Source organism: Histidinibacterium lentulum (genome assembly GCF_003789055.1).
GTDB classification, from domain to species: domain Bacteria; phylum Pseudomonadota; class Alphaproteobacteria; order Rhodobacterales; family Rhodobacteraceae; genus Oceanicola; species Oceanicola lentulus.
On sequence record NZ_ML119084.1, the window covers coordinates 79,509 to 101,794 of the forward strand.

Here is a 22,286-nt window from a genome sequence, read left to right on the forward strand (position 1 = left end):
CCCCCCCAGGGCGGGGCCGTTTCGCATCGGACCTGCGCCCTGGCGGACCCGCGCAACGGGGCGCGCGCGGTGGGTGCGCGAGGCCTTAAGGCTTGGGCGCCATAACGCTCTCCACGACGCGGCAAGGCCCACGACCGAGGAGTGAAGCATGTTCGACTTTCTGAAGCGGGCGCAGGGCGAGGCCCCCGAGGCCAAGGCGTCTGCCACGGGTCCGGTCATCGCGATGACGACCTCGGGCCGGGTGGCCTGGTCGCCGCGCGACACCGCTTCGCTGACGAAATCGGGTTTCGCAGGGAACCCGGTGGGGTTCCGTTCGGTGCGGATGATCGCCGAAGCCGCGGCGGCGGTGCCCGTCGTCGTGCAGGATGCGGGCGCGCGCTATGCCGAGCATCCGCTGCTGGCGCTGATCGAGCGGCCGAATGGCGGGCAGGGCCGGGCGGAGTTCCTCGAGGCGCTGATCGGTCAGTTGCTGCTGACCGGGAACGGCTATGTGGAGGCGGCGGGCGCGGGCGAGGGTTTGCCGGCGGAGCTTCATGTGCTGCGCTCGGACCGGATGAGCCTCGTGCCGGGGGGCGACGGCTGGCCGGTGGCCTATGACTACACGGTCGGCGGGCGGACGCATCGCTTTGCGATGGGCGAGGGCGCGAGCCCGGTGTGCCATATCAAGAGCTTTCATCCGCAGGACGACCATTACGGTCTTTCGGCGCTGCAGGCGGCAGCGACGGCGCTCGATGTGCACAACGCCGCGTCGCGCTGGTCGAAGGCGCTGCTCGACAATGCGGCGCGGCCTTCGGGTGCCATCGTCTACAAGGGCGCGGACGGCTACGGGCATCTGGCGCCCGAGCAGTTCGAACGGCTGCGCGACGAGATGGAGAGCCAGCACCAGGGCGCGCGCAACGCGGGACGGCCGATGCTGCTCGAGGGCGGGCTCGACTGGAAACCCATGGGCTTCTCGCCGTCGGACATGGAGTTCCAGAAGACCAAGGATGCCGCGGCGCGGGAGATCGCCATGGCCTTCGGCATTCCGCCGATGCTGCTGGGGATCCCGGGCGATGCGACCTACGCGAATTATCAGGAGGCGAACCGCGCCTTCTATCGTCTTACGGTGCTGCCGGTGCTGCAGAAGGTGACGGCCGCGCTGGGGGCCTGGCTGGCGGATCACTCCGGCGCGTCGGTGCGGCTGTCTCCGGACCTCGACCAGATCCCGGCGCTGTCGGCCGAGCGCGAGGCGCAATGGCGTCGCATCGGGCAGGCGGATTTCCTGTCGGACGACGAGAAGCGGCGCCTTCTGGGCCTGCCGGTGGAGGGGGACTCATGAGCGATCGGGTGGTGGAACTGGGAGAACGGCGCGCACGGGGACCGGGGCATGATTTCTGGTTCGCGCAGGTCGATCTGAGGCTGACGCGCATCGAGACCATGGTGGCGCGGCTGGAGAAGACGCTGTGGCTGGCGGGCTACGGCGCGGGGACACTGCTGGCGCTCGTGGCGCTGGCGGCGCTGATCGGGTGGGGATCGGGGGGCAGGTGATGGAGCTCGAGCACAAGTTCGTCCGGATCGGCGGGGAAGTCGCGCTGCGCGAGGGTCATGTGATCGAGGGTTATGCCTCGCTCTTCGGCCTGCCGGACCAAGGCGGGGACACGGTGCTGGCGGGGGCCTACGGCGCCTCTCTGAGGGCGCTCTCGGCGAAGGGCGGCAAGGTCAAGATGCTCTGGCAGCATGACCCCGCCCAGCCCATCGGCGTCTGGGACGAGGTGCGCGAGGACGGGCGGGGCCTCTGGGTCAAGGGGCGGCTTCTGCCGGAGGTGGCGCGGGCGCGGGAGGCCGCGGCGCTGATCGGGGCGGGGGCCATCGACGGGCTGTCGATCGGCTACCGCACGAAGAAGGCGCAAGGCGGCAAGGGCGGGCGGCTGCTGTCGGAACTGGAGCTCTGGGAGGTGTCGCTGGTCACCTTTCCGATGCTGCCCGAGGCCCGGGTGGGCCGGAAGGCCGAGCGGGACACGGACGGGGACGCGCTGATGCGCGACCTGGCCGCGGCCTTCGAGGGTGCCCGCGGGGCACTGACCGGGGCGTGAGCCTCAAGCGAAAGGACACGGGATGCAGGACATGACCGGGACCGGGGCGGGCACGGGTCGCTCTCCGGGCGAGGAGCTGAAGGCCGCGCTGGCGGGGTTCGCTCAGGATTTCAGGACGTTTTCGACCGATATTCACACGAAGCTTCAAGAGCAGGACACGCGCATGAGCAAGCTTTCCGCGAAGATGATCCAGCGTCCCGCCCTGGCGGCGGCCGCCGAGACCGAGACGCCGCACCAGAAGGCCTTCGAGGCATATGTGCGGTCGGGCGACGACGACGGCCTGCGCGGTCTCGCGCTCGAGGGTAAGGCGCTGTCGATGCAGGTCAATTCCGACGGCGGCTATCTCGTCGATCCGGAGACGGCGGCTGCAGTGCGCTCCACGCTTCTTGCCACGGCGAGCCTGCGGAAGATCGCTCAGGTGGTGCAGGTCAATGCCACGGCCTATGACGTGCTGATCGACCATTCCGAGGCGGGCGCGGCCTGGGCCACGGAGACGGGCGCCGTCACCGAGAGCGGCACGCCTCTGATCGACCGCATCTCGATTCCGCTCTTCGAACTGAGCGCCATGCCGAAGGCCAGCCAGCGGCTGCTCGACGACAGCGCCTTCGACATCGAGGGCTGGCTCGCGGGGCGGATCGCCGCGAAGTTCGCCCGGGCGGAGGCGGAGGCCTTCATCAACGGGGACGGCAGCGACAAGCCTCGGGGTATCCTCGACTATCCGACTGTCGACAATGCCGCCTGGGCCTGGGACGCGCTGGGCACAGTGAGGACCGGTTCCGACGGGGGATTCCACCCCTCGGCGCCGGCGTCGGCACTGATCGACCTCGTCTACGCGCTGCCGGCGGAATACCGGGCCAATGCGCATTTCGTGATGAATTCGCGCACGGCGAGCGCCATCCGCAAGATCAAGGACGGCGAAGGCCGATTCCTGTGGTCGGACAGCTATGCCGAGGGCGAGCCCTCGCGGCTGCTGGGTCATGCGGTGCTGATCGCCGAGGACATGCCCGACATCGCGCCGGGTGCGACCGCGGTGGCCTTCGGCGATTTCGCCCAAGGCTACACCATCGCGGAGAGGCCGGACCTGCGCATCCTGCGCGATCCGTTCTCGGCGAAGCCGCATGTCCTCTTCTACGCGACGAAGCGCGTGGGCGGCGGCGTGTCGGATTTCCAGGCGATCAAGCTGCTCGACTTCTCGGCCTGACGGGCCGTGCAGGGGTCCGGCCCTTCTGCCTGACGGCGGGGGCGGGTCCGGCCGGGCGCACCGTTCGACCCCTTGCGGCACGCCGCGTTCCGCCCCGTCCGGGCGGCAGGGGGAGGTGCGTCCGGACGGGCGGACGGAGGACCGGGACAGGATGACGAGGACGCTGTCATGATGCTGATCGAAGAGACCACCGTGCCGCGCGAGGCGCTTCCGGTCGCGGAGTTCCGGGACCACCTGCGGCTGGGCACGTGCTTCGGCGAGGACGGGTTGCAGGACACGGTGCTGGAAAGCTACCTGCGCGCGGCGATGGCGGCGATCGAGGCGCGCACGGGCAAGATCCTGCTGGAACGCAGTTTCTCGTGGAGCGTGACCTACTGGCGCGATACCTCCGGACAGGATCTTCCGGTGGCGCCGGTGAGCGCGGTCGAGGATTTCGCGCTCATGGATCGCGACGGCACCGATCGGAGCGGAGGTGTGGGCGACGTGCAGCTCCATCCCGATGCCCAGCGACCGCGGCTGACCGGCGGCGGGGGGCGGTCCCTGCCGGGGATCCCGGCGGGGGGGCTGGCGCAGGTGACGTTTCTGGCGGGCTTCGGCCCGGAGTGGAACGATCTGCCCGCCGATCTTGCCCATGCAGTGATGCTGCTGGCCGCGCATTACTACGAGTACCGCCATGAGGCGGGGCTGGCCGGGGGCGCCTTGCCCTACAGCGTGAACGCCCTGGTGGAGCGGCACCGGATCGTGCGCGCAGGCTTCGGGGGGGCGGCATGAGCGCGCCGCGCCTGACGCGGTGGCTGACGCTCGAGGACCGGCAGCGCGTGCCGGACGGGGCGGGCGGCTATGTCGAAGCGTGGGTTCCGCTGGGCACGCTCTGGGCGGCGGTGGACGCGCGCTCTGGCCGTGGCGTGGCGGGGCCCGCGGGGGCGCAGGCCCGGCTGGGGCTGAGGATCACGGTGCGAGCGGCTGCGGAGGGGTCTCCGGCGCGGCCCGTTCCGGGGCAGCGGCTGCGCGACGGCGGGCGGGTCTTTGCCGTTCATGCCGTGGGCGAGAGCCATGCGGGCGCGCTTTATCTCGACCTCCATGCCGAAGAGGAGCGGGTGCGATGAGCTATGGCTGTGCGGCCGCCCTGCAGGAGGCGGTCTTCGCGGCGCTGGCGGGCGATGCGGCGCTGGCGGCGGAGGTGGGCGGAGCGGTGCATGACGCCGTGCCCCCGGGACCCGCGCCCGATCTCTATGTGGCGCTGGGACCCGAGGAGGCGGAGGGCCGCGGCGACGCAACAGGGCGCGGCGCGCTCCACCGGTTCACCGTCTCGGTGATCTCCGGCCAGCCCGGATTCGCGGGCGCGAAGCGGGCGGCGGCGGCGGTGTCCGATGCGCTCGACGGGGCGGATCTGACCCTCTCGCGCGGGCATCTCGTGGCGCTGCGGCTGGAACGGGTGCGCGCGCGGCGCACCGATGGCGCTGCCTTGCGCCGGATCGACCTGCGCTTTGCCGCGCGGATCGAGGACGACTGACATTCCTTTCGGGAGACGACGCCATGGTGGCCCAGAACGGCAAGGACCTCCTGGTGAAGGTCGACATGACCGGCACCGGCAATTTCGAGACCGCGGCGGGGCTGCGTGCCAGTCGCCTCGCCTTCAACGCGGAGACGCTGGACGTGACCTCGCTCGAGTCGGGGGGCTGGCGCGAGCTGCTGACCGGGGCGGGGGTGAAATCGGCGAGCATCTCGGGCTCGGGCGTTTTCAAGGACGCGGCCACCGACGAGCGGGTGCGGCAGATCTTCTGGGACGGGGAGACGCCGGCATTCCAGGTGGTGATCCCGGATTTCGGCATCGTCGAAGGCCCGTTCCTGATCACCTCGATCGAATATGCGGGCACCCATGACGGCGAGGCGACCTTCGAGATGGCGCTCGCCTCGGCGGGGGTGCTGAGCTTCTCGCCGGATCAGCCGTGAACCCCTGGGCGGGCGAGGTGACGCTGGTCGTCGACGGCGAGGCTAGGGTGCTGAAGCTGACGCTGGGCGCGCTGGCCGAGCTCGAGGCGGCGTTGAAGGCGGAGACGCTGGTGGAACTGGTGGAGCGGTTCGAGGCGGGGCGCTTTTCCACGCGCGACGTCATGGCGCTGATCGTGGCCGGTCTGCGGGGCGGCGGCTGGCGGGTGACGGCGGCCGATCTGCTGGCGGCCGAGATCGCGGGCGGGCCGGTGGCTGCGGCGCAGGCGGCGGGTCAGGCGCTGGCCCGGGCCTTCGCCCTGCCGGAGGGCTGAGGGGTGGCGCGGCTCGACTGGGCGGGGCTGATGCGCGCGGGGCTCCGGGGGCTCGGCCTGCGGCCGGCCGAGTTCTGGGCGCTGACGCCGGTCGAGCTCGCGCTGATGCTGGGGGCGGAGGCGGGAGCGCCTGCGCCGATGATGCGGGCGCGGCTGGAGGAGCTGGCGGCGCGCTATCCGGACAAGCCGGGGGAGCCACAAAGATGAGCGAGATCGAGGCGTTCGAGGACGACATGGAGGCGCTGGGCCGCGCGATGGGCGCGACAGGGCGGCTGACGGAGGCCTTTACCCAGGAACTGGGGCGCGCGCAGGGCTCCCTTCAGGGCGTCGCGCGGGACCTGGGCCGGGTGGAGCGCGGCTTTTCCGGCGGGCTGAGGCGCGCGTTCGACGATCTCGTCTTCGACGGGGTGACGTTGAAGGACGCGCTGAGGGGTCTCGGGCGGAGCATGGCGGATACCGCCTATTCGGCGGCGCTCACCCCGGTGACGGATCATCTGGGCGGGCTGCTGACTCAGGGAATGCAGTCGGTGGTGTCCTCGCTGATGCCCTTTGCGAGGGGGGGCGGCTTTGCCGGGGGGCGCGTCATGCCGTTCGCGCAGGGGGGCGTCGTGAGCCGGGCCACTGCCTTTCCGATGCGGGGCGGCACCGGGCTCATGGGCGAGGCGGGACCGGAGGCGATCCTGCCGCTCCGGCGCGGCGCGGACGGGCGGCTGGGCGTGGCCGCGGGCGGCGGCGGGCAGCCGGTGCAGGTGACCATGCATGTGACGACCCCCGACGCGCGGGGGTTCGAGAAGAGCCGCGGGCAGATCGCGGCGCAGCTCGGACGGGCCATCGCCCGGGGCCAGCGCAACCGCTGAGAGGAGCAAGCGATGTCGTTTCACGAGGTCCGCTTTCCGGCGGCACTGTCCTTTGGCGCCCTTGGCGGTCCGGAGCGGCGGACGGAGATCGTCACGCTGGCCAACGGCGCCGAGGAGCGGAACAGCCCTTGGGCCCATTCCCGCAGGCGCTATGATGCGGGGCTCGGGCTGCGCTCGCTCGACGATCTGGAGGAGGTGGTGGCCTTCTTCGAGGCGCGGCGGGGGCAGCTCCATGGGTTTCGCTGGAAGGACTGGGGGGACTACAAGTCCTGTCGCCCGTCGGGGGAGCTGACGGTCTTGGACCAGTTCCTGGGCGAGGGGGACGAGGAGCGGCGGGTGTTCCAGCTGGTGAAGCGCTACGGTCAGGGCGCGGGGGCCTATGACCGGCCCATCGCGAAGCCCGTGGCGGGGACGCTGATCGTGGCGCTAGACGGGCTGCTGCGCCTGCCGGGGGAGCATTACAGCCTCGACGAGACCACGGGAGAGGTGAGTTTCGTGCATCCGCCGGATGCGGGGGTCAGGGTCACGGCGGGGTTCGAGTTCGACGTGCCGGTGCGGTTCGATACCGACCGGATCGCAACCTCGGTGGAGAGTTTCCGCGCCGGGGAGGCACCCGATCTACCGGTCATCGAGGTGCGGATATGAGCGGGCCTCTGGCGGTTCATCTGGCGACGGGTGCGACCACGGTCTGTCGGTGCTGGCGGATCGACCGCGCGGACGGGGTGCGGCTGGGGTTCACCGATCATGACCGGGATCTGATCTTCGAGGACGTGGTGTTTCGCGCGGATACCGGCATGACCGCGCGGAGTCTGAGCCAGTCCACCGGGCTTTCGGTCGACAATACCGAGGCGCTGGGCATCCTGTCGGATGCTGCGGTGACCGAGGCCGATATCGCCGCGGGGCGCTATGACGGGGCCGAGGTTCGGTCCTGGCTGGTGAACTGGGCGCGGCCCGGGGAGCGGGAGCTGCGCTTTCGCGGCACGCTGGGCGAGATCGTGCGCGGCGGTGGGGCCTTTCATGCGGAGCTGCGGGGTCTGGCCGAGGCGCTGAACCAGCCGGTGGGGCGGGCCTATCAGCCGGTCTGCGATGCGGTGCTGGGGGACGCGGCCTGCCGGTTCGACCTGACCGCGCCGGGGTTCCGGCTGGAGGCGGATGTGGCCAAGGTCGAGGGCGCGGTCGTGAGCGTGCCCGACATGGACCGGGTGCGGGGCTTCTTTCGCCACGGGCGGCTCGAGGTTCTGGGCGGAGCCGCGGCGGGGCTGTCGGAGATGGTGCGCGAGGATGGTGCGCGGGGCGGGCTGCGACATCTGACGCTGTGGCAGGCGCTGCGGGCCGACCTGAAGCCGGGCGACCGCGTGCGGCTGACCGCGGGATGCGACGGGCAGGCCGCGACCTGCCGGGGGAAGTTCGGCAATTTCCTAAACTTCCGGGGATTTCCGCATGTTCCGGGGGAGGACTGGCTGGCCGCCGTGCCGCGCTCGGGCGAGGTGAACGACGGGGGGCGCCGCGATGGCTGATCCGGTCGCGATCGCGCGGGAGTGGCTGGGGACGCCCTACCGGCACCAGGGCAGCGTCCGGGGCGCGGGCTGCGATTGCCTCGGGCTGATCCGGGGCGTGTGGCGCGCGCTTTACGGCGCGGAGGCGGAGGCCGTGCCGGCCTACAGCGCCGACTGGGCGGAGCCCGCGCGGGACGAGGTGCTGTGGCGCGCGGCGCTCCGGCATCTGGAGCCGCGACCGCTCGAGGTGGCGGCGGCGGGCGACGTGATCCTGTTCCGGATGCGGGAGGGCGCGGTCGCCAAGCACCTCGGCCTGCAATCCGAGGTCGCGCCGGTGCCCCGCTTCATCCATGCCTATGACGGCCATGGCGTCGTCGAGAGCACCCTGTCCGAACCCTGGGCGCGCCGGATCGTGGCGCGCTTCGCGTTCCGGGCGCCTGCCGACCTTACCGGGAGCTGAGCCATGGCGACGATCGTTCTGGGAGCCGCCGGCATGGCGCTGGGCAATGCGGTGGGCGGCAGCTTTCTCGGCCTGCATGCGAGTGTCATCGGCCGGGCGGCGGGGGCCACTCTGGGGCGGGTGATCGACGCGCGGCTGATGGGGCAGGGCTCCGAGCCCGTGGAGACCGGGCGAGTGGACCGCTTTCGCCTGACGGGCGCCTCGGAGGGCGCGCCGGTGGGGCGCGTCCACGGGCGGATGCGCGTGCCGGGACAGGTGATCTGGGCCTCGGCCTTTCGCGAGGAGGAGACGCGCTCGGGCGGGGGCGGCGGCAAGGGGCGCGCGGCGCGGCCCGCAAGCCCCGAGGTGGTCGAGTTCAGCTATTCGGTGAGCCTTGCGGTGGCGCTCTGTGAGGGCGAGGTGACGGCGGTGGGCCGCATCTGGGCGGACGGGCGGGAGGTTCCGGCCCATACGCTGAACATGCGGCTTTACCCCGGTTCCGAGCATCAGCTGCCCGATCCGAAGATCGAGGCGGTGGAGGGCGCAGGGCTGGCCCCGGCCTATCGCGGGGTGGCCTATGTGCTCTTCGAGGACCTGGCGCTCGCGCCGTTCGGCAACCGGGTGCCGTCGTTCTCCTTCGAGGTGATCCGCCCCGGAGCGCCGCTGGCACTGGGCGCGGACGGCTATACCCGGCCCGACGTGGCCCGGGCCGTGCGGGCGGTCGCGCTGATGCCGGGATCGGGGGAATACGCGCTTGCGACAGAGCCCGTCACGCAGGAGGCGGGCTGGGGCGAGACGCGGCTGATCAACGTCAACACGCCGGACGGGCGGGCGGATGCGATGGTGGCGCTCGACCAGCTTCGGGCGGAGCTGCCGCGGAGTGAGGCGGTCTCGCTCATCGTGTCGTGGTTCGGGGACGATCTGAGGGCCGATGTCTGCACGCTGCGCCCCAAGGTGGAGCATCACGATGCGGACGGGGATCTGGCCTGGACCTGTTCGGGGCTCAGCCGGGGCGATGCCGCGCCCGTGCCGCACGCGGAGGGCGGGCCGGTCTACGGGGGCACGCCCACGGACCAGTCGGTGGTGCAGATGCTGCGCGAGCTGAAGGCGCGGGGGCAGCATGTAACCTTCTACCCGTTCATCCTGATGGACCAGATGCCGGGCAACACGCTGCCCGATCCCTATACCGGGCAGGCGGGCCAGCCGCATCTGCCCTGGCGCGGGCGGATCACGACCTCGTTGGCCTGGGGGCGGGCAGGCTCGCCCCAGGAGACCGCGGCGGCGGATGCGGAGGTAGCGGCCTTCATGGGGACCTGCGCGCCCGGGCATTTCGTGCAGGGCGAGGGGACCGTGGGCTATGCCGGGCCGGAGGAATGGTCCTACCGGCGGTTCATCCTGCATTACGCCCATCTCTGCGCGGTGGCGGGGGGCGTCGATGCCTTCTGCATCGGCTCGGAGATGCGGGAGCTCACCACGATCCGGGGGCAGGGCGGCGGCTATCCTGCCGTGGCGGCGCTGCGCCAGCTCGCCGCCGAGGTGCGGGCGATCCTGACCGGCGCGAAGATCGGCTATGCCGCGGACTGGTCGGAATATCACGGCCACCAGCCCGAGGGGACGGGCGACAAGCATTTCCACCTCGATCCGCTCTGGGCCGATCCGGCGATCGATTTCATCGGCATCGACAACTACATGCCGCTGTCGGACTGGCGCGATGGCGAGGACCATGCGGATGCGGTCTGGGGCTCGATCCACAACCTTGCCTACCTGCGCGCCAACGTGGCGGGGGGCGAGGGCTACGACTGGTATTATGCCTCGGACGCCGACCGGGCGGCGCAGCTGCGCACACCGATTTCCGATCACCTGGGCGAGCCCTGGCTTTGGCGCTACAAGGACCTGCCGGGCTGGTGGAGCCATTACCACCACGACCGGGTGAACGGGCAGAGGGCGGCGGTGCCCACGGCCTGGACGCCGGGCATGAAGCCGATCTGGTTCACCGAGTTCGGCTGCGCCGCCATCGACAAGGGCACCAACCAGCCCAACAAGTTTCTCGATCCGAAGTCGTCGGAATCGACCATTCCCCATTTCTCCGACGGTCGCCGGGACGAGCTGATCCAGCTGCAATATGTCCGCGCGATGATGTCCTACTGGGAGAACCCGGCGAACAACCCGGTCTCGCCCTTCTCCGGTCTCAGGATGCTCGACATGGGACGGGCCCATTACTGGGCCTGGGACGCGCGGCCCTGGCCGGCCTTTCCGGGACGGGCGGATGTCTGGTCCGATGGCGCCAATTGGGAGCGGGGGCACTGGATCACCGGGCGCACGGGCCTTCGGCCGCTGTCGGACGTGCTGCGGGAGGTGGCGCGGCGGAGCGGGCTTGTCGGGCCGCTCGACACCGCGGACGCCCATGGGCTGGTGCGTGGCTATGCCTTGCCCGATGTGACGACGGGACGGGCGGCGCTGCAGCCGCTGATGCTGGCCCATGGCGTCGATGCGATCGAGCGGGACGGGCGTCTGGTGTTCCGGAGCCGCAACGGGACTGTCGCGGGAGAGGTGGGTCCTGACGCGCTGGCGCTGTCGGACCGGCAGGAGGAGGATGTCCGCCGCACCCGCGCCGCGGAGGCGGAGGTCGCGGGACGGGTCCGGCTGGGCTTCGTGTCGGAGGGGGGCGACTTTGAGGCCGCCTCGGTGGAGGTGGGCCATCCGGGAGATGCCAGCCGCGCCGTCAGTCGAAGCGACCTGCCCATGGCGCTGACCCGCGGAGAGGCGGAGGCCATCGCGCGGCGCTGGCTTTCCGAGTCGCGTGCGGCGCGGGACAGCGTTTCTTTCGCACTGCCGCCATCGGCGAGCGGGCTGGGGGCCGGAGACGTCGTGGCGCTCGACGATGGCGAGGGGCGGGGGCTCTACCGGATCGACCGGGCGGAGACCGGGCTCGAGCGCCATGTGGAGGCGACGCGGGTGGATGGTGCGGCGCGCGCGGTCGCGTTCGATGACGGCAGGCTGGACGTGCGCGCTTCCGCCGGATCGGGCGGGTTGCCGACGGAGGGGCTGTTCCTCGACCTGCCGGTCCTGACCGGCGATGAGGTGCCTCACGCGCCGTGGTTCGCCGCGGTGGCGAAGCCCTGGGGCGGGCCGGTGGCGCTCTACGAGTCGACGGCCGATCACGGGTTCGCGCTGAACCTCGTGCAGGCGAGGGGGGCAGTGGCGGGGCTCACCGAGACGCCGCTCGTCGCCGCCCCGCCGGGGCGCTGGGACAGGGGACGGCCGCTCAGGGTGCGGATGCTTGGCGGCGTCCTGGCTTCGGTGACGGAGGCGGACCTGCTGGCGGGGGCGAACCTCGCGGCGGTCGGGGATGGCACGCCCGACGGATGGGAAGTGATCCAGTTCGCCCGCGCCGAACTGGTCGCGCCCGGAATCTATGACCTGAGCCTGCGGCTTCGGGGCCAGGCGGGCAGCGACGGGGGGATGCCCCCGGTCTGGCCCGCGGGGTCGATCTTCATCCGGCTCGACGGGCGGATCGGGCAGATGGCCCTGCCCGCCGCCGCGCGGGGTCTGGCGCGGCACCTGCGCTGGGGGCCTGCGGAACGGGCCCATGATCACCGCAGCTACCGCGGTGCGGTCCACGCGTTCCGCGGAAACGGGTTGCGGCCCTGGGCGGTCGCCCACCTCCGGGCCTCGGTCGAGGGCGGCGATCTTGCCGCGCGCTGGACGCGGCGCACGCGGATCGGCGGCGACGGCTGGGACGGACCGGAGGTGCCGCTCGGCGAGGAGCGCGAGCTTTACCGCATCGAGCTGTCACAGGGCGGCACGCTGCTGCGGACGCTCGATCTGGACGGGCCGTCCTGTCTCTATACCGCGGCCCAGAGGTCGGCGGACGGAGGCGCAACAGGCCCGGTGACGCTTCGGGTGGCACAGGTCTCTGTCGTCTATGGCCCGGGGCCGGCGCGGGCCGTCACGGTCGGATGACCCTCCAGGGCCCTTTTTTCTTCCCAAGGCGCGCCTAGCTTCGGTAAGGAGCGCTGAAGGAGGGCCCCGCGATGTTCGACCCCAAACCGAAAGTCAGCCCGCTCGACCCGGTCTGGGACCGGATCACCGAGGAAGCCACCCGCGCCGTCGCGGACGAACCGCTGATGGGCGGGCTGATCCATGCGACGATCCTGCACCACGGCAGTTTCGACTGCGCCCTCGCGTACCGGCTGGCGATGAAGCTCGCCAGCCCCGAGATGTCCGAGCAGATCCTGCGCGAGATCGCGGACGAGGCCTATGACGCCAAGCCCGATCTGACGGCGGCGGCGCGCGCCGACCTCGTCGCGGTCTACGAACGCGATCCCGCCTGCCACCGGTTCATGCAGCCGCTTCTCTATTTCAAGGGCTTTCAGGCGGTGCAGGCCTATCGCCTCGGCCACTGGCTCTATACCGAGGGGCGCACGGACCTGGCCTATTTCGTCCAGATGCGGGTGAGCGAGATCTTCGGCGTGGACATCCACCCCGGCGCGCGGATCGGGCGGGGCATCATGATCGACCACGCCCATTCCATCGTGATCGGCGAGACGGCGGTGGTGGGCGACAACGTCTCCATGCTGCATTCGGTGACGCTGGGCGGCACCGGCAAGGAGGACGACGACCGCCATCCCAAGATCGGCGATCACGTCCTGATCGGCGCGGGGGCGAAGGTGCTAGGCAACATCAGGGTCGGCGCCTGCAGCCGCATCGCCGCGGGCTCGGTCGTGCTGTCGGACGTGCCCCCCTGCAAGACCGTGGCGGGGGTTCCCGCGAAGATCGTGGGCGAGGCGGGCTGCACCCAGCCGTCGCTGTCGATGAACCAGATCCTGCAGACGACACCGAGGTCCTGACCCCGCGGCGGCTCTCGCCTTGGGCGGAGGCCCGGGATAGTCGGAGCGGATGTCCCTGCCACCTCTCTTCGCGCGCATGACGCCGCTCGGGTCCGGGGTCCTGCTGGCGGGCCTTATCGCCTTGGCCGCCTGGTTCGTCGCGGCGCATTACGGCGCGCCGGCCATGCTTCTGGCACTGCTGTTCGGGCTGGCCCTGAACTTCCTCGGCGAGGGGAGGTCGCGGACGGCGCCGGGTCTGGCCTTCGCGGGACGTCATGTGCTGCGGCTGGGCGTGGCCCTACTGGGCCTCCGGATCACGACGGACATGGTGGCTGCCCTGGGCGCGGGGACCCTGGTGCTGGTGGTGGGTGGCGTTCTGGCGACCCTCGGATTCGGGATGCTTCTCGCGCGGATCACCGGGATGCGTCAGCGGTTCGCGGTGCTCTCGGCGGGGGCGGTGGCGATCTGCGGGGCCTCGGCGGCCATGGCCATCGCCGCGGCGCTGCCGCAGGAGGGCCGGCACCGGCAGGAGCTTGCCTTCACCGTGGTGGGGGTCACGCTGCTGTCGACCGTGGCGATGGTGCTCTATCCGGTGCTGGCGCAGGCACTGGCCTTCGACGATCACACGGCGGGGGTCTATCTCGGGGCCACCATCCATGACGTGGCGCAGGTGGTGGGCGCCGGGTTCTCCGTCTCGCCCGAGGCGGGAGAGACGGCGACGCTGGTGAAGCTGATCCGGGTGGCGATGCTGGCGCCGGTGGTGCTGGCGGTCGCTTCCATGACCCGCCGCATGGCGGCGACGGGGGCCGAACGCCCGCCGATCCTGCCGGGCTTCGTCCTGGCCTTCGTTGCGCTCGCGGCGCTCAACTCCTCGGGTCTGGTGCCGGCCCGGGTCTCCGATCTCGCCGGCGCGCTGTCCCGCGGCTGCCTGCTCATGGCGATCGCGGCGGTGGGGGCCACGACGAGCCTGCGCGACGTCCTGCGGATCGGCCCGGCGGCCATGGGAATGCTTCTGGCGGAAACGCTCTTTCTCGCCGGGTTCATCGCCCTCGGTCTTGCGCTTCTCGGCTGACCGGTCGCGCCTCGCCCCCCACTTTTCTGGCCTGAAATATCCCCCAGGGGGTCCGGGGGACGGGACGTCCCCCGGCGGGGGGGCGGGGCGGGGCCCGCGGCGCCCCCCAGGCCCCCCGCAGCCACGGGGGGTGGGGGGGGGGCCCCCGGGGGGGGCCCCGCGGGGCGCCCCCCCCCCCGGCGGCCCCCCCCGCCGGGGGGCGCTGCCCCCCGGACCCCCCGGAATATCTCCGGCCAGAAAAATGGGGGGGTGGGGCGATGAGCGGACCGGGCACCTTCGGGGACGCGTGGCCGGGTCCGGGGAGGCCCGGGCTTTCGAGGCGGATGTCGGGAAGCCGTTCCGCGTTGTCCGCGCCATCGGTGCGCGCGGTCTCGGTGAGGCCGTGGCGGCGGTAGAAGGCCAGTGCAGGCTCGTTGGCCTGAAAGCACCAGAGCGAGAGCGGCCCCCGGGCCTGAGCCTGCTGAAGCAGCGAAGAGCCCAGTCCGCAGCCGCGCGCGGGGGCGGCGACGTAGAGGCAGGAGAGCCACCGGTCGCGCAGGATGGAGAATCCCGCGACGGTGGCGTTCAGAAGCGCGACGGTGGCGCCGCCCGTCGCGACCTCGCCGCCGATGAAGCCGAGGTCCTCCTCGCGGGTATGGAGGCGCGGCATCCAGGGTGTCCCGTCGATCCAGTCCGAGAGGATCGCCGCGATGGCGGGGGCGTCGGCGGGGATGGCGGCGCGCAGGGCACGGGCGGCGGTCACAGCCGGTCCCCGATCAGGAAGTCCGCAGCGCGGTCGAGGCGGATGTGCGGCGGTCCCTCGCCGGGCTGCAGCGTCAGGCGCGCGGGGGCGAAGATCATGGCGCCGTAATCGGCGTCGAGCCAGCGCTCCGCCCCCTGACGGGCGGGCGAAAGCAGGTGGGACGGGTCGCCGGGCAGGTCCCCGGGATGGAAGGCGGCCTCGCGCCCGGTCGCAAGGAGGCGGCCGCGGACCACGCCCAGGGTGCGGCCCTCGTGCTGCATCTCCGTCTCGGTCGTGGTGCGGAGGGAGGCGATGGACATGGCCTTCGTCTTCGCGCCCGCGAAATCCGCACGGTCGCGGGCGTCGCGCAGGAGCGCCTCGGCGATGGCCGTGAGTTCGCCGTGCTGGGAATGGTGCAGGTGGTCGGCCTTGGTGGCGGCGAAGAGGATGCGCTCCACCCTGCGGCCGCCGAAGACGCGGTTGAGAAAGGAATTCCGTCCCGGCTGGAAGGCGCCGAGGATATCGGCGAGCGCCTGGCGCATGTCCTCGACCGCGCGCGGCCCGCCGTGGATCGCGCCGAGCACGTCGACCAGCACCACCTGCCGGTCGATCCGCGCGAAATGGGAGCGGAAGAAGGGCCGCACCACGTTGCGCTTGTAACTCTCGTAGCGGCGCTCGAACTCGCGCCAGAGGGACCGGCGGCCGGGATTTGCGGGCTTCGTCAGGGGCGCGAAGGTCAGCACGGGCGAGCCCGCCAGATCGCCGGGCAACAGGAACCGGCCGGGCGTGCAGTCGGACCAGCCTTCCGCGCGGGCCTCGGCCAGATAGGCGGTATAGGTCTGCGCCAGCGCCTTTGCCTCCACCTCGTCGAGATCGGCGGTGCCGTCGGCGGCGGCGAGCTGCGCCACCCGGTCCGCCGCGCCCCGGGCCTCGATCCGGCCGAGCGTGTCGGCCGACCAGGTGGCATAGTCCTTGTCCAGCAGGGCGAGGTCGAGAAGCCATTCGCCCGGGTAGTCGACGATATCGAGATGCACCGTCCGCGGCCCGGTGAGGCCGGCGAGAAGGCCCGTGGGCTGCACCCGGAGCGACAGGCGCAGTTCGGAGATGTGGCGCGTGCCCTCCGGCCAGCTGGGCTCGGGGGCGGTCAGCCGCGCGATATGGTCCTCGTAGTCGAAGCGCGGGATGGTGTCGTCGGGCTGGGGCTGCAGATAGGCGGTGCGGATCGCGCCCTGGGCCGCCGCGCGGAACTGCGGCATCCGCCCCCGGTCCATCAGGTTCGCCACCAGCGAGGTGATGAACACGGTCTTGCCCGCCCGGCTGAGACCGGTGACGCCGAGCCGGATCACCGGGTCGGAAAAGGGCGCCGACGCAAGGCTTGCGGCGCGTTCCACCCCGCGGGTGATGCCGTCCGCGATCGCCGTGATGACCAACTGCCTGCCCCTTACCTTTCGCGCCCCGAACATAGGGACGGCCCGCGCCGATGCAATCCGCGGCGCCGCCGGACGCCGGCGGCGGATATGCGCTGAGCCTTTGCCGTGGCCCCCTTTCACCCGCACCGCCCCTTCCCTATAAGCCACCGGGCCGCCTGCCCTCCGGGCAGAATCGCGGCGCGGGGGCATTGGTGCCGCGCCTTGCGGCGGCACCCGGGCAATGGAGCGGATGCACATGTGGGGTTTTCTGTCGGGGCTCTTCTCCTCGGACATGGCGATCGACCTCGGCACGGCCAACACGCTCGTCTACGTCAAGGGCAAGGGCATCGTCCTGTCCGAACCCTCGGTCGTGGCCTATCACATCAAGGACGGCCAGAAGAAGGTTCTGGCCGTGGGCGAGGACGCCAAGCTGATGCTGGGCCGCACGCCGGGCAGCATCGAGGCGATCCGGCCCATGCGCGAGGGCGTGATCGCCGATTTCGACGTCGCCGAGGAAATGATCAAGCACTTCATCCGCAAGGTGCACAAGCGCTCCACCTTCTCGAAGCCGAAGATCATCGTCTGCGTGCCCCATGGCGCCACCCCCGTGGAGAAGCGGGCGATCCGGACCTCGGTGCTGAGCGCGGGCGCGCGCCGCGCGGGGCTGATCGCGGAGCCGATCGCCGCGGCCATCGGCGCGGGCATGCCGATCACCGATCCCACGGGCAACATGGTCGTCGACATCGGCGGCGGCACCACCGAGGTGGCGGTGCTGTCCCTGGGCGACATCGTCTATGCCCGCTCGGTCCGGGTCGGCGGCGACCGGATGGACGAGGCGATCGTCAGCTACCTCAGACGCCAGCACAACCTGCTGATCGGCGAGTCGACCGCAGAGCGGATCAAGACCTCCATCGGCACCGCCCGGATGCCAGACGACGGGCGCGGGCAGTCCATGCACATCCGCGGGCGCGACCTTCTGAACGGCGTGCCGAAGGAGACGGAAATCTCCCAGGCGCAGGTCGCCGAGGCCCTGGCCGAGCCGGTCCAGCAGATCTGCGAGGCGGTGATGACCGCGCTCGAGGCGACGCCGCCCGATCTCGCCGCCGACATCGTCGACCGGGGCGTGATGCTCACGGGCGGCGGCGCGCTTCTGGGCGAGCTCGATCTCGCGCTTCGGGAACAGACCGGCCTCGCGATCTCGGTGGCCGACGAGTCACTGAATTGTGTGGCGCTGGGCACCGGCAAGGCGCTGGAATTCGAGCGTCAGCTCCGGCACGTGATCGACTACGACAGCTGATCTTTCCGCCCGCCCGCGCTATAGAGGGCCTCAACCGGTGGAGATGGCGCCTTGGCCAGGGACCGACAACAGACCGACTACGCGGGCCCGCTCCGCCGGCTGCTGGTGGCGGTTCTGGTCCTTGCGCTCTTCGCCGTGTTCCTCGTCTGGCGGATCGACAGCCCGCGGGTCGAGAGGTTCCGCGCGGCGGTGATCGACACCGTGGTGCCGCCCATGGACTGGGCGATGGCGCCGGTGACGGGGCTCGTGAACCTCGCCAAGGATTTCCGCTCCTACCAGCGGCTGGCCGAGCAGAACGACGACCTGCGCCGCGAACTGCAGACCATGAAGGCCTGGCGCGAGGCCGCTCTCCAGCTCGAGCAGGAGAACGCCAAGCTGCGCGATCTCAACAACCTGCGGGTGGACCCTCAGCTGACCTGGGTCACCGGCGTGGTGCTGGCCGACTCGGGATCGCCCTTCCGGCAGTCGGTGCTGCTGAACGTGGGCGCGAGCGACGGGGTGCTCGACGGCTGGCCGGTGATGGACGGGATCGGCCTTGTGGGGCGCATCTCGGGCGTGGGACGCGAATCGAGCCGGGTGATCCTCCTCACCGACACGTCGAGCCGCATCCCCGTGACGATTCAGCCCTCGGGCCAGCGCGCCATCCTCGCGGGGGACAATTCGATGAACCCGCCGATCCTGTTCCTGGAGAACGACGACCTCGTGCGGCCCGGCGACCGCGTCGTCTCCTCGGGGGACGGCGGCGTCTTTCCCGCCGATCTGCTGGTCGGGCAGGTGGCGCTGGGGACCGACCGGCGCCTGCGGGTGCGGCTTGCCGCGGATTACGAGCGGCTGGAGTTCCTGCGCGTGATGCGCAGCCAGCCCGCCGAGCGGATCACCGATCCGGGCGCGCTGATCGCGCCGGTCGAGCCGCCGGTCTACGTCGACCCAGACACCCTGCGCCCCGCCCCCCTGACCCGGCCGGAGGAGCTGGCCCGGACGGAGGGCGCCGATGGCTGAGCGCTCTCCCGCCGCGGAAATCCTGATCGGGCGGGCGGTCTTCGTCGCGGCCGTGGCGCTGACGGTGTTTGTCTCGCTCCTGCCGCTGGGCAGCCAGCCGCGCGGCTGGGCGCCGCCGGACCTGATCCTCGCCTTCACCCTCGCCTGGGTGGCACGGCGGCCGGATTTCGTGCCCGTGGCGCTGATCGCGGCGGTCTTCCTGATGCTGGACCTTCTCTACCAGCGCCCGCCGGGGCTCTGGGCCGGGATTGTCGTGGTGGTGACCGAGATCCTGCGTCGTCGCTCCGGCGACCTGCGCGCGGTGCCGTTCAGCGTGGAATGGGCCACCGCGGCGCTCGCAATCGTGGCGATCTGCCTTGGCTACCGGGCCATGCTCGCGGTGGCCTTCGTGCCGGCGCCACCCCTGTCCCTGTCGATGATCGAAATGGTGCTGACCGTGCTCGTCTATCCCGTCGCCGCCTTCGTGTCCTGGATCGTCTTCGGCGTCCGCCGCCCCGCACCGGGCGAGGTCGACAGCCTGGGGCACCGGCTATGAGGCGTCCCGAGAAGGAACTCGAGCGCGCCAGCCGCATCGTCACCCGCCGCGGGCTGGTGATGGGTGGGCTGCAGCTGGGCCTCGTCGGCGTACTGGGCTGGCGGATGCAGTCGATGCAGGTGGGCCAGGCGGAGGAATTCCGACTGCTCGCGGAAGAGAACCGCATCAACCTGCGGCTGCTGCCGCCCGACCGCGGCCTGATCTTCGACCGCAACGGCGTGAAGCTCGCCGAGAACGCGCAGAACTACCGCATCGTCATCATCCGCGAGGACGCGGGCGACGTGGACGAGACCCTGGCCGCCCTCGCCCGGCTGATCCCCGTCGATCCCGCGGCGATCGAGCGCGCCAAGGAGGAGATGGCGCGCCGCTCGGCCTTTGCCCCGGTGCCGATCATGGAGCGGGTGCCGTGGGAGCATGTGGCGCGGGTCACCGTGAACACGCCGTCGCTGCCCGGCATCCATGCCGAGGTGGGGCTTTCCCGGCTCTATCCGCGCGGTCAGGACATGGCCCATGTGGTGGGCTATGTCGGCCCGGTGTCGGATTTCGACATGACCCGCGGCTATCTCGCCGAGGATGACGATCCGCTCCTGCGCGAGATCCCCCGGTTCCAGGTCGGCAAGACCGGCGTCGAGGCCCGGCTCGAGCACACGCTCCGCGGCTCGGCCGGCACCGCCCGCATCGAGATCAACGCCGCCGGGCGCGTCATGCGCGAGCTGGGCCGGGACGAGGGCGTGCCGGGCCGCGACCTGCAGCTGACCGTCGACAGCGACCTGCAGCGCTACCTCCAGATCCGCCTCGAGGGCGAAAGCGCCAGCTGCGTGGTGATGGACCTCGAGGACGGCGACATCCGGGCCATCGGCTCGGCGCCGAGCTTCGATCCCAACCTCTTCGTGCGCGGCATCTCGGTGGCGGACTGGCGGATGCTGGCCGACGACAAGTACCGCCCGCTCGCCTCGAAGGCGGTTCAGGACGCCTATCCGCCGGGATCGACCTTCAAGATGATCACCGCGCTCGCCGCGCTCGAGGCGGGCGAGATCGACAGCGAGGAGACGGTCTACTGCCCGGGCCATCTCGACGTTGCGGACCTGCGGTTCCACTGCTGGCGCCGGGGCGGGCACGGCAACATGAACCTGCACGACAGCATGACTCAGTCCTGCGACATCTACTATTACGACATCGGCCAGCGCGTCGGCATCGATGCGATCGGCGCCATGGCGCGCAGGCTGGGCCTCGGCGTGCAGCATGACGTGCCGCTCTCGGCCGTGTCCGACGGCATCGCGCCCGACCGCGAATGGAAGCGTCGGACCCGGGGCGAGGACTGGCGCATCGGCGACACGGTCAATGCCTCCATCGGGCAGGGCTATGTCCTCGCCTCGCCGCTGCAGCTGGCGGTGATGACGGCACGGATCGCCACCGGGCTCGAGATCAAGCCCCGGCTCGTGCGCTCCATCGACGGGATCCCGCAGCCCTCGGGCCGCGGCGAGAGCCTCGGGCTCAACGAGAACCACCTGCGACGCATCCGCGACTCGATGTTCGCCGTGTCCAACCACAGCCGCGGCACGGCCTACGGCAGCCGCATCGACGCCCCCGAAATGCGCATGTCCGGCAAGACCGGTACCTCCCAGGTGCGCCGGATCACCCCCGAGGAGCGCCGCGCCGGCGTCGTCAGCAACGAGGACCTGCCCTGGGAACGGCGCGATCACGCGCTCTTCGTGGGCTATGCCCCCTACGACAACCCGCGCTACGCGATCTCGGTGGTCGTCCAGCACGGCGGCGGAGGATCGGCCGCGGCCGCGCCGATCGCGCGCGACATCCTGCTGCAGGCGCTCTACGGCGGCACCCCGCCGCTCGACGCCTACCCCTCGGCCCACCGGGGCCGCATCCAGACCCAGCAGCAGGAGATGGAGCAGCGCGCCGCCGCAAGGGCCGCCAGCATGCGGGACCGCGCCTGATGTCCTATCTCGAGTATCAGGTCAAGTACGTCCCCTCGGGCCTGCGCAAGGTGCTCTACCTGCACTGGCCGCTGATCCTCCTCGTGACGGCGGTGGCCGCCATCGGCGTGCTGATGCTGACCTCCGTGGCCGGCGGCGACATGTCCCGCTGGGCGGAGCCGCAGATGGTCCGCTTCGGCCTCGGCTTCACGCTGATGATCGCCGCGGCGATGATCCCGCTCTGGTTCTGGCGCAACATGGCCGGCGTCGCCTATGCCGTCGCGCTGGTCCTGCTGATCCTCGTCGAGTTCTTCGGCGTCGCGGGCAAGGGCGCGGTGCGCTGGATCGACATCGGCTTCATGCAGCTGCAACCCTCCGAGCTGATGAAGATCGCCATCGTGATGGTGCTCGCCGCCTATTACGACTGGTTGCCGCTCGACCGGACCTCGCGCCCGCTCTGGCTCATCCCGCCGCTGGTGCTGATCCTCGTGCCGGTGGCGCTGGTGCTGCGCCAGCCCGACCTCGGCACCGCGCTGCTGCTGCTGACGGGCGGCGGCGCGATGATGTTCCTCGCCGGCGTGCACTGGGCCTATTTCGCCACGCTGATCGGCGGCGGCGTGGCCGCGGTCGTCGCCGTCTTCGAGAGCCGCGGCACGCCCTGGCAGCTGCTGCAGGACTACCAGTACCGCCGCATCGACACCTTCCTGAACCCCGAGAACGATCCGCTCGGCGCGGGCTATCACATCACCCAGGCCAAGATCGCCCTGGGCTCGGGCGGGGTGACCGGCAAGGGCTTCATGCAGGGCACCCAGTCGCGGCTGAACTTCCTGCCGGAAAAGCACACCGATTTCATCTTCAACACGCTCGCCGAGGAATTCGGCTTTCTTGGCGGCATCACCCTGCTGATCCTCTACGGGCTCATCATCTTCTTCTGCATCGTCACGGCGCTGCGGCAATCGGCGCGCTTCGCGCAGCTGATGATCCTCGGCGTGGCGATGACCTTCTTCCTCTACTTCGCCATCAACATGGCGATGGTGATGGGCCTTGCGCCCGTCGTCGGCGTGCCGCTGCCGCTCGTGAGCTACGGCGGCTCCGCGATGCTCGTTCTGCTCATGGCCTTCGGGCTGGTGCAGTCCGCCCATGTCCACCGCCCGAGGTAAGCCC

Annotated in this window: 24 protein-coding genes; 22 read left to right on the forward strand and 2 right to left on the reverse strand. The window is 71.2% G+C overall.

The window, feature by feature from the left end; all coding sequences use genetic code 11:
• Window positions 1-148: 148 nt before the first annotated feature.
• From EAT49_RS08600 to EAT49_RS08680, 17 genes are all read left to right on the forward strand, one after another.
• The gene (locus EAT49_RS08600; RefSeq protein ID WP_123641911.1) at window positions 149-1,318 is read left to right on the forward strand and encodes a phage portal protein; all 1,170 of its coding nucleotides are present in this window, start codon (window positions 149-151) and stop codon (window positions 1,316-1,318) included.
• Complete coding sequence (locus EAT49_RS08605; protein ID WP_123641912.1) at window positions 1,315-1,527, forward strand: hypothetical protein; 213 nt, start codon at window positions 1,315-1,317, stop codon at window positions 1,525-1,527. Before EAT49_RS08600 ends, EAT49_RS08605 begins: the two co-directional genes overlap by 4 nt.
• On the forward strand, window positions 1,527-2,072 hold the full coding sequence (locus EAT49_RS08610) for an HK97 family phage prohead protease (RefSeq protein WP_123641913.1): 546 nt from the start codon (window positions 1,527-1,529) through the stop codon (window positions 2,070-2,072). The genes EAT49_RS08605 and EAT49_RS08610 overlap by 1 nt, the downstream gene beginning before the upstream one ends.
• A 22-nt stretch (window positions 2,073-2,094) precedes the next feature.
• Entirely contained in the window at window positions 2,095-3,273 is a 1,179-nt protein-coding gene (locus EAT49_RS08615; protein ID WP_123641914.1) for a phage major capsid protein, read from the forward strand.
• A 168-nt stretch (window positions 3,274-3,441) separates the two neighbouring features.
• Window positions 3,442-4,044, forward strand: coding sequence for a head-tail connector protein (locus EAT49_RS08620; RefSeq protein ID WP_123641915.1), 603 nt, complete (start codon window positions 3,442-3,444; stop codon window positions 4,042-4,044).
• Window positions 4,041-4,379 carry a head-tail adaptor protein gene (locus EAT49_RS08625; protein ID WP_123641916.1) on the forward strand — a complete coding sequence of 113 codons (339 nt, stop codon included), beginning with the start codon at window positions 4,041-4,043 and terminating at the stop codon, window positions 4,377-4,379. The genes EAT49_RS08620 and EAT49_RS08625 overlap by 4 nt, the downstream gene beginning before the upstream one ends.
• Entirely contained in the window at window positions 4,376-4,786 is a 411-nt protein-coding gene (locus EAT49_RS08630) for a DUF3168 domain-containing protein (protein WP_123641917.1), read from the forward strand. Before EAT49_RS08625 ends, EAT49_RS08630 begins: the two co-directional genes overlap by 4 nt.
• A 23-nt stretch (window positions 4,787-4,809) precedes the next feature.
• Complete coding sequence (locus tag EAT49_RS08635; RefSeq protein WP_123641918.1) at window positions 4,810-5,226, forward strand: phage major tail protein, TP901-1 family; 417 nt, start codon at window positions 4,810-4,812, stop codon at window positions 5,224-5,226.
• Window positions 5,223-5,537 carry a gene transfer agent family protein gene (locus EAT49_RS08640; RefSeq protein ID WP_123641919.1) on the forward strand — a complete coding sequence of 105 codons (315 nt, stop codon included), beginning with the start codon at window positions 5,223-5,225 and terminating at the stop codon, window positions 5,535-5,537. Before EAT49_RS08635 ends, EAT49_RS08640 begins: the two co-directional genes overlap by 4 nt.
• A 3-nt stretch (window positions 5,538-5,540) precedes the next feature.
• Window positions 5,541-5,744, forward strand: coding sequence for a rcc01693 family protein (locus tag EAT49_RS08645; protein ID WP_123641920.1), 204 nt, complete (start codon window positions 5,541-5,543; stop codon window positions 5,742-5,744).
• The gene (locus tag EAT49_RS08650) at window positions 5,741-6,394 is read left to right on the forward strand and encodes a phage tail tape measure protein (RefSeq protein WP_123641921.1); all 654 of its coding nucleotides are present in this window, start codon (window positions 5,741-5,743) and stop codon (window positions 6,392-6,394) included. The genes EAT49_RS08645 and EAT49_RS08650 overlap by 4 nt, the downstream gene beginning before the upstream one ends.
• Window positions 6,395-6,406: 12 nt before the next feature.
• A complete protein-coding gene (locus EAT49_RS08655) occupies window positions 6,407-7,039 on the forward strand; it encodes a DUF2460 domain-containing protein (protein ID WP_123641922.1) in 633 nt (210 codons plus the stop codon).
• A complete protein-coding gene (locus tag EAT49_RS08660; protein ID WP_123641923.1) occupies window positions 7,036-7,911 on the forward strand; it encodes a DUF2163 domain-containing protein in 876 nt (291 codons plus the stop codon). The genes EAT49_RS08655 and EAT49_RS08660 overlap by 4 nt, the downstream gene beginning before the upstream one ends.
• Window positions 7,904-8,350 carry an NlpC/P60 family protein gene (locus tag EAT49_RS08665; RefSeq protein WP_123641924.1) on the forward strand — a complete coding sequence of 149 codons (447 nt, stop codon included), beginning with the start codon at window positions 7,904-7,906 and terminating at the stop codon, window positions 8,348-8,350. Before EAT49_RS08660 ends, EAT49_RS08665 begins: the two co-directional genes overlap by 8 nt.
• A 3-nt stretch (window positions 8,351-8,353) precedes the next feature.
• Window positions 8,354-12,292, forward strand: a complete 3,939-nt coding sequence (locus tag EAT49_RS08670; RefSeq protein WP_123641925.1) for a baseplate multidomain protein megatron — start codon at window positions 8,354-8,356, stop codon at window positions 12,290-12,292.
• A 71-nt stretch (window positions 12,293-12,363) separates the two neighbouring features.
• The gene (cysE, locus tag EAT49_RS08675; RefSeq protein WP_123641926.1) at window positions 12,364-13,179 is read left to right on the forward strand and encodes a serine O-acetyltransferase; all 816 of its coding nucleotides are present in this window, start codon (window positions 12,364-12,366) and stop codon (window positions 13,177-13,179) included.
• A 49-nt stretch (window positions 13,180-13,228) separates the two neighbouring features.
• Window positions 13,229-14,230, forward strand: coding sequence for a YeiH family protein (locus EAT49_RS08680; protein WP_123641927.1), 1,002 nt, complete (start codon window positions 13,229-13,231; stop codon window positions 14,228-14,230).
• On the opposite strand, the gene EAT49_RS21815 is transcribed toward EAT49_RS08680, so the two are convergent.
• Both EAT49_RS21815 and EAT49_RS08690 read right to left on the reverse strand, forming a co-directional pair.
• Window positions 14,199-14,879, reverse strand: coding sequence for a GNAT family N-acetyltransferase (locus EAT49_RS21815; protein WP_425459521.1), 681 nt, complete (start codon window positions 14,877-14,879; stop codon window positions 14,199-14,201). The two genes, EAT49_RS08680 and EAT49_RS21815, sit on opposite strands and share 32 nt — an antisense overlap.
• 89 nt (window positions 14,880-14,968) lie before the next feature.
• Entirely contained in the window at window positions 14,969-16,381 is a 1,413-nt protein-coding gene (locus EAT49_RS08690; protein WP_123641929.1) for a YcjX family GTP-binding protein, read from the reverse strand.
• 235 nt (window positions 16,382-16,616) lie between these two features.
• Here EAT49_RS08690 and EAT49_RS08695 point away from each other — a divergent pair, with 235 nt between their 5' ends.
• From EAT49_RS08695 to rodA, 5 genes are read left to right on the forward strand one after another with little or no spacing between them, the layout of a single operon-like run.
• Window positions 16,617-17,657, forward strand: coding sequence for a rod shape-determining protein (locus EAT49_RS08695; RefSeq protein ID WP_123641930.1), 1,041 nt, complete (start codon window positions 16,617-16,619; stop codon window positions 17,655-17,657).
• Window positions 17,658-17,708: 51 nt separating this feature from the next.
• Window positions 17,709-18,656 (forward strand): rod shape-determining protein MreC, encoded by a 948-nt coding sequence (gene mreC, locus EAT49_RS08700; RefSeq protein WP_123641931.1) that lies wholly within the window; start codon window positions 17,709-17,711, stop codon window positions 18,654-18,656.
• Window positions 18,649-19,191, forward strand: a complete 543-nt coding sequence (locus EAT49_RS08705; RefSeq protein ID WP_123641932.1) for a rod shape-determining protein MreD — start codon at window positions 18,649-18,651, stop codon at window positions 19,189-19,191. The genes mreC and EAT49_RS08705 overlap by 8 nt, the downstream gene beginning before the upstream one ends.
• On the forward strand, window positions 19,188-21,143 hold the full coding sequence (gene mrdA, locus EAT49_RS08710; RefSeq protein WP_123641933.1) for a penicillin-binding protein 2: 1,956 nt from the start codon (window positions 19,188-19,190) through the stop codon (window positions 21,141-21,143). The genes EAT49_RS08705 and mrdA overlap by 4 nt, the downstream gene beginning before the upstream one ends.
• Window positions 21,143-22,282 (forward strand): rod shape-determining protein RodA, encoded by a 1,140-nt coding sequence (gene rodA / locus EAT49_RS08715; RefSeq protein ID WP_123641934.1) that lies wholly within the window; start codon window positions 21,143-21,145, stop codon window positions 22,280-22,282. The genes mrdA and rodA overlap by 1 nt, the downstream gene beginning before the upstream one ends.
• Window positions 22,283-22,286 lie beyond the last annotated feature (4 nt).